This is a genomic window from Bifidobacterium thermophilum (assembly GCF_037482445.1).
Taxonomy (GTDB): domain Bacteria; phylum Actinomycetota; class Actinomycetes; order Actinomycetales; family Bifidobacteriaceae; genus Bifidobacterium; species Bifidobacterium thermophilum_B.
This window is the reverse complement of sequence record NZ_JBBHLY010000003.1, coordinates 111103-125388: the sequence shown is the minus strand read 5'-3', so window position 1 is coordinate 125388 and position 14286 is coordinate 111103. Positions and strand designations below refer to the sequence as shown.

The 14286-nt window shown below is 63.3% G+C and carries 12 protein-coding genes; 5 read left to right on the top strand and 7 right to left on the bottom strand.

Annotated elements, in window-relative coordinates:
* Positions 1 to 276: 276 nt before the first annotated feature.
* Together WD012_RS03230 and WD012_RS03225 are read left to right on the top strand one after the other, a co-directional pair.
* Positions 277 to 1548, top strand: a complete 1272-nt coding sequence (locus WD012_RS03230) for a THUMP-like domain-containing protein (protein WP_339562359.1) — start codon at positions 277 to 279, stop codon at positions 1546 to 1548.
* A gap of 3 nt (positions 1549 to 1551) precedes the next feature.
* Complete coding sequence (locus tag WD012_RS03225; protein ID WP_339562358.1) at positions 1552 to 1710, top strand: hypothetical protein; 159 nt, start codon at positions 1552 to 1554, stop codon at positions 1708 to 1710.
* A gap of 11 nt (positions 1711 to 1721) precedes the next feature.
* Here the strand turns inward: WD012_RS03225 and crgA are convergent, their stop codons facing one another.
* A complete protein-coding gene (gene crgA / locus WD012_RS03220) occupies positions 1722 to 2132 on the bottom strand; it encodes a cell division protein CrgA (RefSeq protein ID WP_339562357.1) in 411 nt (136 codons plus the stop codon).
* A 77-nt stretch (positions 2133 to 2209) separates the two neighbouring features.
* On the opposite strand from crgA, the gene WD012_RS03215 reads away from it, so the two are divergent.
* The 3 genes from WD012_RS03215 to WD012_RS03205 are packed head-to-tail and all read left to right on the top strand — an operon-like array spanning position 2210 to position 4888.
* Positions 2210 to 3004 carry a DUF881 domain-containing protein gene (locus WD012_RS03215; protein WP_339562356.1) on the top strand — a complete coding sequence of 265 codons (795 nt, stop codon included), beginning with the start codon at positions 2210 to 2212 and terminating at the stop codon, positions 3002 to 3004.
* Between the two features lie 57 nt (positions 3005 to 3061).
* Positions 3062 to 4195, top strand: coding sequence for a class E sortase (locus WD012_RS03210; protein WP_339562355.1), 1134 nt, complete (start codon positions 3062 to 3064; stop codon positions 4193 to 4195).
* A gap of 42 nt (positions 4196 to 4237) precedes the next feature.
* Complete coding sequence (locus tag WD012_RS03205) at positions 4238 to 4888, top strand: anthranilate synthase component II (RefSeq protein ID WP_339562354.1); 651 nt, start codon at positions 4238 to 4240, stop codon at positions 4886 to 4888.
* A gap of 884 nt (positions 4889 to 5772) precedes the next feature.
* On the opposite strand, the gene pknB is transcribed toward WD012_RS03205, so the two are convergent.
* Genes pknB through WD012_RS03175 form a run of 6 tightly spaced genes read right to left on the bottom strand, consistent with a single transcriptional unit; the run spans position 5773 to position 14266 of the window.
* Entirely contained in the window at positions 5773 to 7845 is a 2073-nt protein-coding gene (gene pknB, locus WD012_RS03200; protein ID WP_339562353.1) for a Stk1 family PASTA domain-containing Ser/Thr kinase, read from the bottom strand.
* A complete protein-coding gene (locus WD012_RS03195) occupies positions 7842 to 8873 on the bottom strand; it encodes a serine/threonine-protein kinase (protein WP_339562352.1) in 1032 nt (343 codons plus the stop codon). The genes pknB and WD012_RS03195 overlap by 4 nt, the downstream gene beginning before the upstream one ends.
* Positions 8870 to 10342, bottom strand: a complete 1473-nt coding sequence (locus WD012_RS03190) for a peptidoglycan D,D-transpeptidase FtsI family protein (protein WP_339562351.1) — start codon at positions 10340 to 10342, stop codon at positions 8870 to 8872. Before WD012_RS03190 ends, WD012_RS03195 begins: the two co-directional genes overlap by 4 nt.
* The gene (locus tag WD012_RS03185) at positions 10339 to 12072 is read right to left on the bottom strand and encodes an FtsW/RodA/SpoVE family cell cycle protein (RefSeq protein ID WP_339562350.1); all 1734 of its coding nucleotides are present in this window, start codon (positions 12070 to 12072) and stop codon (positions 10339 to 10341) included. Before WD012_RS03185 ends, WD012_RS03190 begins: the two co-directional genes overlap by 4 nt.
* Positions 12069 to 13733 (bottom strand): PP2C family protein-serine/threonine phosphatase, encoded by a 1665-nt coding sequence (locus WD012_RS03180; protein WP_339562349.1) that lies wholly within the window; start codon positions 13731 to 13733, stop codon positions 12069 to 12071. The genes WD012_RS03185 and WD012_RS03180 overlap by 4 nt, the downstream gene beginning before the upstream one ends.
* Before the next feature lie 5 nt (positions 13734 to 13738).
* Positions 13739 to 14266, bottom strand: a complete 528-nt coding sequence (locus WD012_RS03175; protein WP_339562348.1) for an FHA domain-containing protein FhaB/FipA — start codon at positions 14264 to 14266, stop codon at positions 13739 to 13741.
* Between the last annotated feature and the right edge of the window lie 20 nt (positions 14267 to 14286).

The window sequence follows — 14286 nt, the reverse complement described above, 5'->3', positions numbered from 1 at the left end:
CAACGCGAGTTATCCACATACATATCCACAACACGTGCGTTTCCAAGCATTTTCAAGTGTGGACGATGTGCACAAATAGTTATCCACATTTTCAATATCCATCGATTATCGATAGATTTTTCTTGTGGTGCCGTCACGTGTCCACCCCTAGATGTGGTGTTACCCACAACTTGTCCACCAAGTTGTCCACTTATCCACAATTGGTGGACAATCCATTCGGCTGCTTGCACCCCCATCGCAGTCATCCGGGCGCATCCCACCACGTATGATGACGGCATGGATTTCAACGAGCCGACACGACAGTTCATCGCCTCCCACAGGAACGACGACGTCCGCGACGCGGCACTGCACGCGCATCAGGACGACGTCGACATGCCCTTCGCGCTCGACCAGATCGAAGGCTGGCAGCGCGCACGGACCAAACTCCCCCAATGGGCGGCATGCGAGGGCATCATCTATCCCCCGCATCTGGCGATGGAACAATGCTCGTCGCAATCCGCCGCACAATACAAGGCCGCCCTCGCCAAGCGCCTCACCGCCGACGCGCCGCACCCCACCACGCTCATCGACATCACCGGCGGGTTCGGCGTCGATTTCTCCTTCATGGCCCGCGCCTTCGACCAGGCCATCTACATCGAACGCCAGGCGCAACTGGTTGGACTCGCCCGGCACAACATGCAGGCGCTCGGCCTCGACCACGCCCGATACCTCAACGCGGATGCCACCGCCGTACTCGGCGGGCTGCCGCCGGCGACCCTGATCATGGCCGACCCGGCGCGGCGCGACGCCCACGGCTCGCGCACCTATGCCATCGCCGATTGCACGCCGGACATGCTGGCCATCCTGCCGCAACTCACCGCCCTCGCCCCCACCGTCATCATCAAGCTCTCTCCCATGCTCGACTGGCATCAGGCGGTCCGGGATTGCACCGGCGCCCTCGCCGCCTCACCGACCCGCGCAACCGTCACCGAAGTGCATATCGTGTCGGTGCACAACGAGTGCAAGGAACTGCTGCTGGTCATCCGCGCGGACAACGGCACAGCTGCGGGCAAGACCGCCACAGACGACTCCACCACAAACGATTCCACCACAGACATCGATCCGCTCGTTGTCTGCGCCGACGACGATACCGTGTTCAGCTTCCGCCAGACGCAAGCACGGGAGGCGGGAGCAACGGGCCATGACGAGCCATCGGCAGCCGGACAGCCAGCATACCTGTACGAACCCAACGCATCCCTGATGAAGGCGGGATGCTTCGACGTGCTCGCCGCCCGGTTCGCGGTCAGGCCCGTCGACCGCAACAGCCATCTGTTCGTATCCGACACACCAATCGCCGATTTCCCGGGGCGCAGATTCGCCATCAGGGCGTACGGGCCCGTCAAGCGGACGCTCCACGGCATCAGCCGGGCCAATGTGGCGGTGCGCAACTATCCGGCGAGCGTGGCGCAGGTGCGCAAACGCTATCACATCGCCGACGGTGGGGATACATTCATATTCCTGACCACCATGTCAGGCAGGAAAACCGCGTTCGTGTGCGCCAAGGCGTGATGCGTGGTCGTAGCACGGCACCGCGATACCTCGCCACGATACCAAGCTGCGGTACCGCCGATCGGCGCCGTCCGTCTGCGGATTGCCGATCTGGTTACGCCGGCAGGCCGCACACGCAACCAGATTCAGCGCAACCAGATTCAGCGCAACCAGATCGGGTAGGATGCGATAGCTTACCGCCACCACATGGTCATCAGGAAGCCGATCATGATCAGCCCGCCGCCGATGGCGAGATTCCAGGCACCGATGCCGGGGATCGGGTACGAGCCGGTCAGGTAGTACACCACGGCCCACACCAGGCCGAGAATCATGAACGCGCAGAACACCGGCACGAACCACCCCGGATTCGACTTGGCGCTCTTGATGCTCTCCTCGACGCGCTTGGTGTTCTCCGCCTGGCGCTTCATCATGCGCTGCATCTGCGGGGTCAGCGTCGACTTGTCAGCTGTGGCGTTCAGTACCGCTTCGACCTCGTTCATCGGGATGTCGTAGTCATCGTCGCGCGTTCCGTCATTGGACGTGGTGGCGTCCGACACGTTGTCAACCGGCTGTTCGTCGGTTTCGTGCAGCTCTTCGTCAGCCATGTGCATTGTCTCCATTCAATAGGCTAAAAGTCATCATAGCGGCTACACTCGAAAGCAGCGGACACGGCGGAGGTGACATGAGCAAACACACCGGAAAACACGGAGTACGGCATTCCGCGCTCGGCGGTATCGCCGTGTTCGTCATCGTCGCGCTCACCGGTTTCCTGCTCGCCACCAATATCCGCGTGAACCGCACCGCGACCGTCACCTCGGATACCGCGCAGATGGTCGAACAGCGTGTCGAACGCGCCAAGAAGCTGCGCAGCGAAGTCAACGAACTCAACTCGCAGGTCAACACCCTGAACAAACTCTCCGGCAACACCAACGGCACCACCAACAGCGAAGACGCCGGCTCCGGCACCGTCCTGCCCGCGGTCGAAGGCCCGGGCGTCACCGTGACGCTCGACGACTCGCCCCTGTGGAAGACCATGGTGAACGATTCAGGCTCGACCTCGAACATCAACGACTACGTCATCCACCAGCAGGATATCGAGGCCGTGGTCAACGCGCTGTGGGCGGGCGGCGCCGAGGCGATGATGATCCAGGACCAGCGGGTGCTCTCCAACTCCGCCGCGGTATGCGTCGGCAACGTGCTGATGCTGCAAGGCAAGCAGTATTCGCCGCCGTATACGATCTCCGCCATCGGGCCCACCGAGGATATGCTTGACTCGCTGGAGAACTCGCAGGCCGTACAGGTCTACCAGGAGTATGTCAGCGCGTTCGGCCTCGGCTGGAACGTCCAGGAGAAAGACAGCCTGAAATTCCCCGAATCGCCGCTGCTGCTGCAGCCGCTGAAATACGCGACGGTCACCGACACAGGTAACGCTGACAGCCAAAGCGACCAGGATTCGGGCGCATCCGACAATGATTGAACCCATAGGCACAGGACAGGCACCCGTCACCAACCACCAGACCGGAACGAGCAGACCATGAACGAAACGAACACCCCGCAAGCCGGGCCCGCATACACCGCGAACCCGGGCGGCAGAAAACTGAGCGCGGGCTGGCAGATTGTCGGCATCATCGCCGAACTGCTGATCACCGCCGCCATCATCTGCGGACTGTACGTGGCATGGCTGTTCTGGTGGACCGGCGTCCAATCGGAGCATGAGCAGGCGCAGACCCGCACGGCGGCCACCAGCTCGTGGACGCAACCCGCCGAAAGCGACGGGACGACCGCCGTCGCCAAAGCACAGGCGGGGGACCCGCCCGTCGAACCGACCAGCGCCAATGAGGGCGAGCTGGTCGCCGAAGTGTACATCCCGCGGTTCGGCAACCAGTGGGTGCGCAATATCGTGCAGGGCACCAGCCTCGAACAGCTCAACAAGCATGGTATGGGCCATTACGAGGAGAGCCAGATGCCCGGGCAGATCGGCAACTTCGCGTTCGCCGGGCATCGCGCAGGCTACGGCTCGCCGCTTGCCGACATCAATCTGCTGCAGAAAGGCGACGCGGTCATCATCCGCACCCAGGATTACTGGTACGTGTACCGGTACACCAGGCATCTGGTCGTGCTGCCGACCGAGACCGAAGTCGTCGCTTCCAACCCGGATAGCCCCGGCAGCGCGCCCACCAAGCGCATGCTGACCATGACCACCTGCAACCCGCGGTATTCCACGCCGACCCACCGCTGGATCGCGTACGCCGAGTTCGCGTACTGGGCTAAGGTCTCCGACGGCATCCCGGCGGAACTCGCGGGGGATGGGGCCTCCGGATCGGTGAGCTTCTCGAGCACCCCGAAACAGTCGGTCGCCTCGCAGCTGGACTCCCTGGAACCGGTGGTGCAGTGGGCGCTTATCGTGTACGCGGTGTTGTTCGTCGCCGCGGCGATCGTATGGCGGTGGCCGGTTCGCCGCGCCATCCGTGAGGGACGCCGCCAGAAGCCGGACGCCAGCATCTACGGCGGTATCGCACGCCTCCAGCCCGGCGTACTGCCGGTACGCATCATCCTGCTGGCCCTGCTCGCCGTCGCGGCGACGGCGGCGCTGTTCCAGTGGGTATACCCGTGGGCGGCGTCCACCATACCGGCACTCCAGCAGATGTCGAATTATGTAGCTGTGTAAGATGACTTGCAACACGTGGCTGCAACACGGTAAGGAGAGGCAATGACCGATTCGGCGCATATTCTGGTCGTCGACAATTACGATTCCTTCGTCTACACGATTGTAGGCTATCTACGTACCTTGGGCGCGACCGTGGATGTCGTGCGCAACGACGCGATCGACCCGTCCGGGGCGGGCGTGCTCGACGGGTATGACGGCGTGCTGATCTCCCCCGGGCCCGGCACGCCCGCGCAATCCGGTGCGAGCGAGGATATGATCCGGCTGTGCGAGGCCACCGGCACGCCGATGTTCGGGGTGTGCCTCGGTCTGCAGGCGCTGGCGGAGGTCTTCGGAGCGACCGTGGACCATGCCCCCACCATCATGCACGGCAAGACCAGCCAGGTCGAGCATATCGATGACGAGATCTTCGCGGGCGTGGCGAACCCGATGGCCGCAACCCGCTACCATTCGCTGGCGATTGAGCCGGATTCCCTGCCGGACGACCTGGTGGTGACCGCGCGGGCCATGGATGACCATACGATCCAAGGCGTCAAGCATCGCAGCCTGCCGATGTACGCCGTGCAGTTCCACCCCGAATCGGTGATGACCCAGGACGGCTACCGGCTGCTGGCCAACTGGCTCGCCGTATGCGGCCAGACCAACGCGGTGGAGAAGGCGAAAGGCCGTCAGCCGAAAATCATGAAGACCCGTTGAATTCGCGCGTAGCGGTGGGTTCGCGCGGCGGCGAAATGAGTGTGCGGCAAGCCAAGGTCATGTCCCAGAAGTTGGTGGATGACTCCCTGTTCCTGCGGGGTCGCCACCTGGTATCACGATTCGCAAGCGCGTCGGGATGTCGCGAATCGCAACCGTCTGCCGCCGCAGCGTTAACCGCCGCGATAGCGAGCAGCAGGCGCCCTCAAACGCCGTCGCCGCAGACCGGGGGACATCATCGACCGCCCCAACCGCCATTTTTCCATATCTCCGCGAAATGTCGAAATCATCGAGACATTGAGGACCGGGGCTGAATATCTCTCCGAATCAGGCGGCAGGTGCGAGAAATTGAGACTTCGGCAGTCCTGGTGCAGATTGCGGAATTGCGACGGGCATCATGCCGGGACGCCTGCACCTCGAGATCGCAAACGCCGACACCGGTGGCGCACCGAGACGTCATCCTCCCGGACGGTTTCCGGGAGAACTTCGCGGGTTCCGCAATCCGCGGGTTTTCTCCCGTCCGAGGTATGGCAGTTTTGCGTGACTGCGCACTTCTGCGGATAATCTCCCAACAGAAACGTTGAAATCCTGCGGTTCCCCAACATCGCCTCTGGAGCCCGAATCGGGAGATTTCGCCGAATTCGCATATTCGGACTAAACTCCCGCGAAAACACGAGCGCCGACTCGTCGATAGTCTGCAGCGCACACCCCAGACAGCGATTCCATAATCTCGCTACACAAAACGCGCCGCCAGCGTAACCAGTTTGGGAAAGGGGACGGCTGCGCAAATAACAACCCGCACAAACGGCCCACACCAACAACCCCCAAAATGCGAGCGGCCCGGAACACCAGATGATGTTCCGGGCCGCTGCTTATTTCCCTACAGGTCACTGGTGACTAGCTTGGCCACCTGTGGCGCTGCTATCCGTAGCAGTAGAGGACGAACCGGCGCTCGGCGACGCCGACGTACTCGACGACGATGACGAGGACTTGGTCGTCAGCGTGATCGCCGCGCCCTTATCCGCCTGGGTTCCGGCGGTCAGGCTCTGCTCCGTGACGATATCCGTGTCCTTCGCGTTCTGCGAGGAGTTGGACACCGTGAACCCGAGCCCCTCGAGCGTCGACTTCGCCGACGCGTACGTGGCGCCGACCACCGACGGGACCGTCAGCTGCTCCTTGCCCTTGGACACGTATACGTTGATGGTGGACCCCTGTTCGATGGATGTGCCGGGGACCGGGTCGAGACGCGTCACCGCGCCCGACGGCACGGTGTCGGAGTTCTCCTCCTCGACCGACGTGTTGAATCCGCGCTCCTGCAGGGTCTTGAGCACCGTGTCCTTCGACTGGCCGACCAGACCGTCAGGCACCTTGGTCATGCCCGAGGAGATGTACAGCAGAATGGTCGTGCCCTTCGACTGCTTGGATCCGGCCGCCGGGCTGGTGCGGGTCACGTTGTCCTTGGACACCGTGTCGCTGTCCTCGGTCTGCGTGCTCGCGGCGACCTTGAAGCCCGCGGCTTCCAGCGTAGAACGCGCGTCATCCTGCGATTTGCCGCTCACATCGGGGACGGTGCCCGTTGACGGCCCTGCCGAGAACCACACCCTGACCGTCGAACCGGCCGCCACCTTCTTGCCTCCTGCGGGGGACTGCTTGGTGAACGTGCCCTTCGGCTCGGTGGAATCCGTATCGGTCTCCACCTTGATTTTCAGCCCCACAGCCTCGAGTTTCGCCTCGGCGCCCGCCTCGGTGGTGGACGACGAGAATGTCGGGACCGTCACCATCTCGGTCTGTTTGGAATGCATGAACGCGAACACCACGCCACAGATCGCCGCAATCACCGCGAGCGACACGATCACGGCGATGACGATGCGCTTTTTCTTCTTGTGCTGCTCGGCCTCGCGCTGCTGGGCGCGGGTCTCGCCTTCCGGTTCGGCGAAGGGGTTCGTCGTGACCGCCATCGCCGGATTGGTCATCACCGGATTGGTCTGCGTGGTGACCGGCTGGGTCGGGTTGAGCAATTGGGTTTCCTCGGCACGACGACGCCCGCTGTTGTTCGCCAGATCGGTCAGCTGGTTGAATGTGGCCGCGATCGGCACGCCGCCGTTCATGAAGGTCAGGATGTCGTTCTTGAACTCGGTGGCTGTCGCATACCGGTTCTGTCGGTCCTTCGCCATGGCTTTCGCGCAGATGTTGTCCCACATCTTCGGCAGGCCGGGGACCACGGCGCTTGGGGGAGTGGCCGCCTCGGACACATGCTGGTAGGCGATGGCGACCGCGGAATCGCCGGTGAACGGCGGACGGCCCGTCAGCATCTCATACAGCACGCAGCCGGCGGAATACAGGTCGGAACGCATGTCCACGGTCTCGCCGCGGGCCTGCTCGGGGGACAGGTATTGGGCGGTGCCGACCACGCCCTGCGACTGGGTCATCGTGGCCGCGGAATCATCCAACGCACGCGCGATGCCGAAATCCATAACCTTCACGACGCCCTGGTCGGAGATCATGATATTGCCGGGCTTGATATCGCGGTGGATGATGCCCATACGATGCGAATATTCGAGCGCATTGAGCACCCCGAGCATCACCTGCTCGGCGTCGCGCTGGCTGAGCGGGCCATTCGCCTTGATGATGTCGCGCAGGGTCTGGCCCTTGACGTACTCCATCACCAGGTACGGGATGCGCTCGGTCTGGCCGCCCTCGTTGACGATGGTCTCCTCGCCCGAATCGTAGATGTTCACGATATTCGGGTTGTTCATCTGTGCCACGGAATGCGCCTCACGCCGGAACCGCGTGAGGAAGATCTCGTCATTGGCAAGGTCAGAGCGCATGATCTTGATGGCGACGGTGCGTCCCAGACGCTGGTCGAGCGCCACGCGCACCTCTGCCATGCCGCCTCTGCCAACGAGCTGGCCGAGCTGGTATCGGCCGTTCGCCAACGAAGTGGGTACACTGCTGCTCATTGCTGCTCCTTCCATTGCGGGCGGAACGTCGAACTCACGGTCCTCGGCTCATCGCTCCCGCTAATGAACACTTGCTTCGGTTCCTGCACGTCAGGCAGGCCGGCCATGCCCGTCGCCTCAATATGCGGCGTACTGCTCACACGACGCGGCAGACGACCACGGGATGGCACGATGGTCGTGTCATCGCTGAGTTTGGTTTCCTGGTCCATCAGCCTGCGTTCAATGCGTGCCAGCGTGCGTGACACCACCAACGCGTCCTTCGGACGGTCCCGCGGATCCTTCTCAAGCATCGACATGACGAACTGCCGCAATTGCAGGTCGATGGAATCCGGCAGGGGAGGCACCGGCTCATTGACATGGGCCGCCGCGATATCGACCGGCGTGGCCCCGGTGAACGGACGATGCCCGCACAACCCCTCGTAGGCGACGACGCCAAGCGAATAGATGTCGGATTGGGCGGTCGCCTGCTTGCCCTGCGCCTGCTCCGGGGAGATATATTGCGCTGTTCCGACCACCATGCCATCCTGGGTGATCTGCTCCTGGTTCGTGGAGTATGACACACCGAAATCGGTGATCTTCACCTCACCATCATCGGAGACCATGATGTTCGCCGGCTTCACGTCGCGGTGGATCACACCATGCGAATGGGCGACGAACAGGCCACGCGCCACTTGGATCAGGATCGGCAGCAGTTCCATGGGGTCCATCGCGCCCTGCTCGTGGTAGATGTCCGCCAGGGATTTGCTGGGCACGTATTCCATGATGAGGAACCCGATGCCGTCATGCTCGTAATATTCGAACAGCGCCGCGATATTGGGGTGCGCCAGGTTCGCGGAATTATGCGCTTCAGCACGCAGCCGACGCAGCTTCGCCTCGCTGTTCGCCGCATCGCTGCGCAACGCCTTGATGGCCACCGGGCGCCCCAGTTGGATGTCGTAGCCCTTCCAGACCTCGCCCATGCCTCCTTGGGCGAGTCTGCAATCCAGGCGGTAGCGGCGATGAATCAGCTGCCCTTCGATCAATCTCACTGCTTCAACGCCTCCTCCATCACCTGCTTCATGACCGGCCCAGCGGCGGTAACGCCGAACGCATTGACATTATGTATCACCACGGCGACGGCGATCTTCGGGTTATCCGCGGGTGCGAAGCCCATCACCCATGCGTCGTTGGACTGGTTGCCGGTACCGATCTGCGCGGTGCCTGTTTTCGCGGCGACCTGGACTCCATCTATCGCCAGGGTCGGGCTTTCCTTGGCGACTACGCTTTCCATCATGCCGGTCAGTGTGCTGGCCGTGTTGGAGCTCATCGCCTGGGACATCACCGTCGGCTTGGTTTCGGAGATCGTCGACAGGTCGCTCGCACGCACACGGTCGACCAAGGTCGGCTGCATCAGGGTGCCGCCGTTGGCGATGGCCGCGGCGATCATCGCATTCTGCAACGGTGTCTCCAAGGTGTCACCCTGCCCGATGGATGCGAGGGCCAGCTTGTCCGCGGCCATATTCGACGGGAACGTCGAGGCGACCGCTTTCATCGGGTTGCCGGTGGAGGATGAGCCATCCACGATGATCGACTGGCCGAATCCGAGCTTTTTCGCCTGTTCGGCGATCGCATCCTCGCCGAGCGCGACACCCAGCTGGGCGAACGCCGTGTTCGACGAGTAGGCGAGGGCGTCGGACAGCGAGATCTGCCCGTTGGTGCCGTTCGCCGCCGTGGTCGTATTCGTCAGCTGGGTGGCCGTATTCGGCAGGGTGTAGGCGCTGCCGGCGGGAATCTGGGTATCGGCCTGGTATTTGCCGCTTTCCAGGGCAGCGGCCGCGACGACGGTCTTGAATGTGGATCCCGGCGGGTACAGTTCCGACGTCGTGCGGTTGAGCATCGGATTGGTCGCATCGGAAGTCAACGCCGCGTACGCATTGTTGACTTTTGCGGTGTCATGCTGGGCCAGCACGTTGGGGTCGTAGCTCGGCGTACTGACCATCGCGACAATCCGCCCGGTCTTGGGCACGATGGCGACGACGGCGCCGTCATACCCTTGGCTGGTCAGGGCCTGATACGCGACATCCTGCAGCTTGGTGTTGATGGACGTCTCGATGGAGGCGCCCTTGTTCTCGGTGCCGGTCAGCAGCGCCTTGAATTTCTGCACCGCCAGCGCGCTTGCGGTTCCGCTCAGCAACGCTGCACGGGAGGCTTCGATGCCGCGGTCGGCGTTCTGGCTGATCGAGAAGAACCCGGTCACCGGCGCGTATTCCTGCCCCTTGGCATATGACCGTTGATAGGAGAACGCGTCATTCGAAGGGTCGGATTTCGCGAGCACCGTGCCGTCGGACGAGAGGATTGAGCCGCGGGGTGCGCCGAACTGGTAGTACAACGCCCTGCGGTTGCGTGGGTCGGCGTTGAGCTCATTGGCCCGGAACGCGGTGAACACTGTGGTGGAGCAGCCGAGAATGACGAACAGGATGACGACCACCGTGAAGATCTGCCTGAGATTCTTGTTCAACGTGCGCCTCCTTTCACCGAGCGCGGCCCTGACACCGGGAGGATCGGGGGGATGGGCGGGACGTCAAGATGCATGCCTGAAGGCTCATCGGCGGCGGCAGGGGCGTCGACATCATCCGCCGGCAGATGGCTGGTGGTCTCCATCGGGTCAGGCGCTTCACCGTCGTCCTGCCAATCCTGCCAGTCGCCCCAGTCGCCACGGTCCTCACGGGTCTGCGGCGTGATGGCTTCCGTCTGGTCGTTACTGCCCGTCTGGTTGTCGCTACCCGTCAGGTCGTTGCCGCCCGCATGGTCGGCATGGGCGGCGTGCAGACCGTGCCCGCGCCGCGCCGCGCTGTTCTTCGCCGCTTCCGCCGCGGATTTCGCACGCTCCTTGAGCTCATGGTCGCGCAGCACCGCCAGCGCCTCATACTGGAAGGTATCCGACGTCAATTCGGGTTCGGGCTTGTTGGCGGCATTCGAAATGATCAGCAGCAGCGTCACCAGGATGGAATTCGCGACCAGCGATGACCCGCCGGCCGCCATGAACGGCAGCGTCAGGCCGGTCAGGGGGATGACCAGGGTGATGCCGCCGACCACGGTGAACACCTGGACCGCCATCGTGAACACGAGGCCGGAGGCGAGCAGCTTGCCGAAACCATCCTTGATCTTCATCGCGGTGATCAGACCGGAGGCGATGATCACCATATACAATGCCAGCACCGCCAGCAGGCCGGTCAGCCCGAGCTCCTCGCCGACCGACGAGTAGATGAAGTCCGAATTCGCCAGCGGCGTCAGACTCGGATGCCCCTGGCCGAGACCCGTGCCCATCAGGCCGCCGGAAGCAAGGCCGAACAGGCCGGTCACCAGCTGTTCCGAGCCACCGGGACGGTTATACACCTTCGCGTCAAAGGGGTGCAGCCACGCGTCGATACGATTGTCCACATGCGCGAACATGCGGCTGGCGACGACAGCCCCCGCGGCGAACGCGATGATACCGATGATGATCCAGCTTTTCCGACCGGTAGCCACATACAGCATGCACACGAACATCGCGAAGAACATCAGCGACGTTCCCAGATCACGCTGGATCACCAGCACGCCCATCGAGGCCGCCCACACCACCATGATCGGCCCCAGGTCCTTGATGCGCGGCAGCTGCAGCCCCAGGACCTTCTTGCCGCCCACCGCGAGCTGGTCGCGATGGTCGAACAGGTAGGCCGCGAAGAAGAACGCGAGGAACAGCTTGGCGAACTCGCCCGGCTGCAACGAATACGAGCCTATACCGATCCAGATGCGCGCGCCACCGATTGTCCTGCCCAGCCCCGGGATCATCGGGGACAGGAGCAGCGCAATACCGACGACCATGCTCACATACGAGAAACGTCTGAGCACACGGTAATCACGAAGACACACCACCAGAATGCCGCACAGCACCAGCGCGGTGCACAGCCACACCAGCTGCCGGGAACCGGCGTGCGAGCCTTTCTGCTGGTCGATGCGCGCAATCAGCGTGATACCGATGCCGGTGAGCAGCAGCGTGCACGGCAGGATCGACTGGCTCGCATACGGCTGGAACTTCAGCAGCAGGGCCCACAACACGAGGAACAGGAACGCGACAACCCCGAGCGGCACCACATACTCGTGCGGGAACGTCCCGGCCGTACGTTCGAACATCTGGAAGAAGCCGATGAAGCTGACTCCCATGGCGAGCAGCAGCAACGACATCTGGCGCAGACGGGTGACAATCATCCGATCACCACCCCGGTGATGGCAGGCACCGGCAGCCGGAAAGGCACAGGAGCGCGCACCGAAGGCGCAGCCGCCGACGGACTCGCCGAGGAGCTGTCCGACCGGCTTGCAGAGGGGCTCGCGGAAGGGCTCGCCTTGTTGTCGCCCGCGTCATCGGTGCCCTTGTTGTTGGCTTTCTCGGTTTCCTTGAAGCTCTTCATCTCCTGTTCGATGAGCTTGACATGGCTGCGCGCCTCGTCCAGACTGTCCACGGTAATGCCTTGGGCCAGCTGGTCACGCCACGACTGCGGCAGGGACGACACCTTGATATCAGTGTCCTGGACCGCGTGGGAAAGCTCCACGCCGAACACATTGGTCGGCACGCCTTGGTAAATCGACACTACGCCGTCATGCTCGCCGATGTAATACTTGGTCTGGCTCCAGCGATACCCGGCGAACGCACATCCCACAATCGCGGCGAGCGCGAGGATGACGACGGCGGTAATACCCAGCCGCGACAGGTGCCGGCGCTTACGGTGCACCCGGTTCTGCTGCGCTTGCTCACGTTGGATGGCTTTCGCCACTTCGGGATCGTTCGGATCGGCGGACACCCGCCCGTCACGCTTCTTCACCACGGGGATCTCGCCGGTATCGGTATTCGGTATTTCCCCGTTCTCCTCACGCACCTGGGACGGCTGCGCGACCCGTGATTGCGGGCCTTGGTCCTGCTGGGCGTCGTCATCGCGCTTGCCGCGCCCCGCCCCTTGGATCAGGGCGGCCGCACGCTGGGCGGGGGAGTTCTTGCCGGCGCGCAGCACCGGGGCGGAGGCGACCGGCTTGTGCATGATGTCGGCGATTGCCTCGAGGCTGGCGCTGGCGGCGCCGCCGACCAGCGGCGTCTGGTGCGGCAGGTCGAAGGCATCGGCGTCCAACGCCAGGGTGGCATCGCCGATGACCGCGGTCACATTGTCCGTGCTGCCGGCCTTCAACGCCATGGATACCAGCCGTTGGGCGCACTCCTCCTGGTCGGAGACCGTGCCGAGCATCTCCTCGATCGTGGAATCCTCAAGCACGCCGCACAGGCCATCCGAGCACAGCAGCCAGCGGTCGGCAGGATGCGCCCGGCAGATGGCGATATCAGGATGGGGGTCGATGTCGAAATCACCCAGCACCCGCATGACCACGTTGCGCTGCGGGTGGTTGCGCGCCTCCGCGGCGGTGATACGGCCGGTATCGATGAGGTGCTGCACGTAACTGTGGTCCGTGGTCATTCTCGACAGCTTGCCGTCGCGCAGCAGGTAGGCGCGCGAATCGCCGATATGGGCCAGGACCCAGTATCCGGACACCAGGGCGACCGCGACCACGGTCGTGCCCATGCCGGCAAGCTTGCGCTCACGCTTCGCCTTGCCGACAATCGCGTCATGCGCAGCCATCACCGAGGTTTCCATCATCTTCGCCACGGTTTCCACGCTGCCCTGCTCATCATCCTGTTCGATATGGGCGAGCGAGCGGATCGCGATCGTGGACGCGGTATCGCCACCGGCATGGCCGCCCATGCCGTCGCACATGGCGATCAGGCGTTCCCCGGCGAACGAGGAGTCCTGATTGTTGCTGCGGACCGTGCCCACGTCGGAAACGGTGGTCGAGTAAAGGAACAAGGTCTGTTTGGCTGCATTCGGCATCGGCATCACCTCAGCTCAAACGTGGTGGCGCCGATACGGACAGGGATGCGCGCGGACAGCACCGTGGGCGCACTGATACGACGCTGGTTGACGACCGTGCCGTTCGTCGACCCCAGATCCTCGATAACCCACGAGCCGGAGGACGGGTCAGGGTACACGCGGGCATGGTGGGATGACACGAACTCGTCATCAAGCACGACCGTGTTGGAGGCGGCCCGGCCGAGGGTGATCGGCGCGGCGCCAAGCGGTACCGAGCTGCCGGCCAGCGGGCCGTCGATCACCACAAGCAACGACGGCTGGACCGACTGGCGGCGGACGGGAGCAGCCTGCCTGGCAGGCGAGGGGGACACGGCGGGGGTCGCCGTTTTGGCGGCTTTGCGGGCCTTGCGGTCCCTACGCCTGCTGGACAGCGACTTGCGTGGGCTGAACGTCTCGATGTCACGACGCAAAGAACGCACGACAAGCCAAAGAAACACCCACAGCAGGATGAGATACCCGTACTTGAGGATTGCAAAGGTAAGTTCGGTGGGCATAACGAAACTCGCTCTCAGGC

Excerpts from the sequence above, each read along its gene's own strand:
- WD012_RS03205 (WP_339562354.1), top strand. The coding sequence starts at position 4,238 with ATGACCGATTCGGCGCATATTCTGGTCGTCGACAATTACGATTCCTTC.
- WD012_RS03210 (WP_339562355.1), top strand. The coding sequence starts at position 3,062 with ATGAACGAAACGAACACCCCGCAAGCCGGGCCCGCATACACCGCGAAC.
- WD012_RS03180 (WP_339562349.1), bottom strand. The coding sequence starts at position 13,733 with ATGCCGAATGCAGCCAAACAGACCTTGTTCCTTTACTCGACCACCGTT.
- pknB (WP_339562353.1), bottom strand. The coding sequence starts at position 7,845 with ATGAGCAGCAGTGTACCCACTTCGTTGGCGAACGGCCGATACCAGCTC.
- crgA (WP_339562357.1), bottom strand. The coding sequence starts at position 2,132 with ATGGCTGACGAAGAGCTGCACGAAACCGACGAACAGCCGGTTGACAAC.
- WD012_RS03175 (WP_339562348.1), bottom strand. The coding sequence starts at position 14,266 with ATGCCCACCGAACTTACCTTTGCAATCCTCAAGTACGGGTATCTCATC.
- WD012_RS03215 (WP_339562356.1), top strand. The coding sequence starts at position 2,210 with ATGAGCAAACACACCGGAAAACACGGAGTACGGCATTCCGCGCTCGGC.
- WD012_RS03230 (WP_339562359.1), top strand. The coding sequence starts at position 277 with ATGGATTTCAACGAGCCGACACGACAGTTCATCGCCTCCCACAGGAAC.
- WD012_RS03185 (WP_339562350.1), bottom strand. The coding sequence starts at position 12,072 with ATGATTGTCACCCGTCTGCGCCAGATGTCGTTGCTGCTGCTCGCCATG.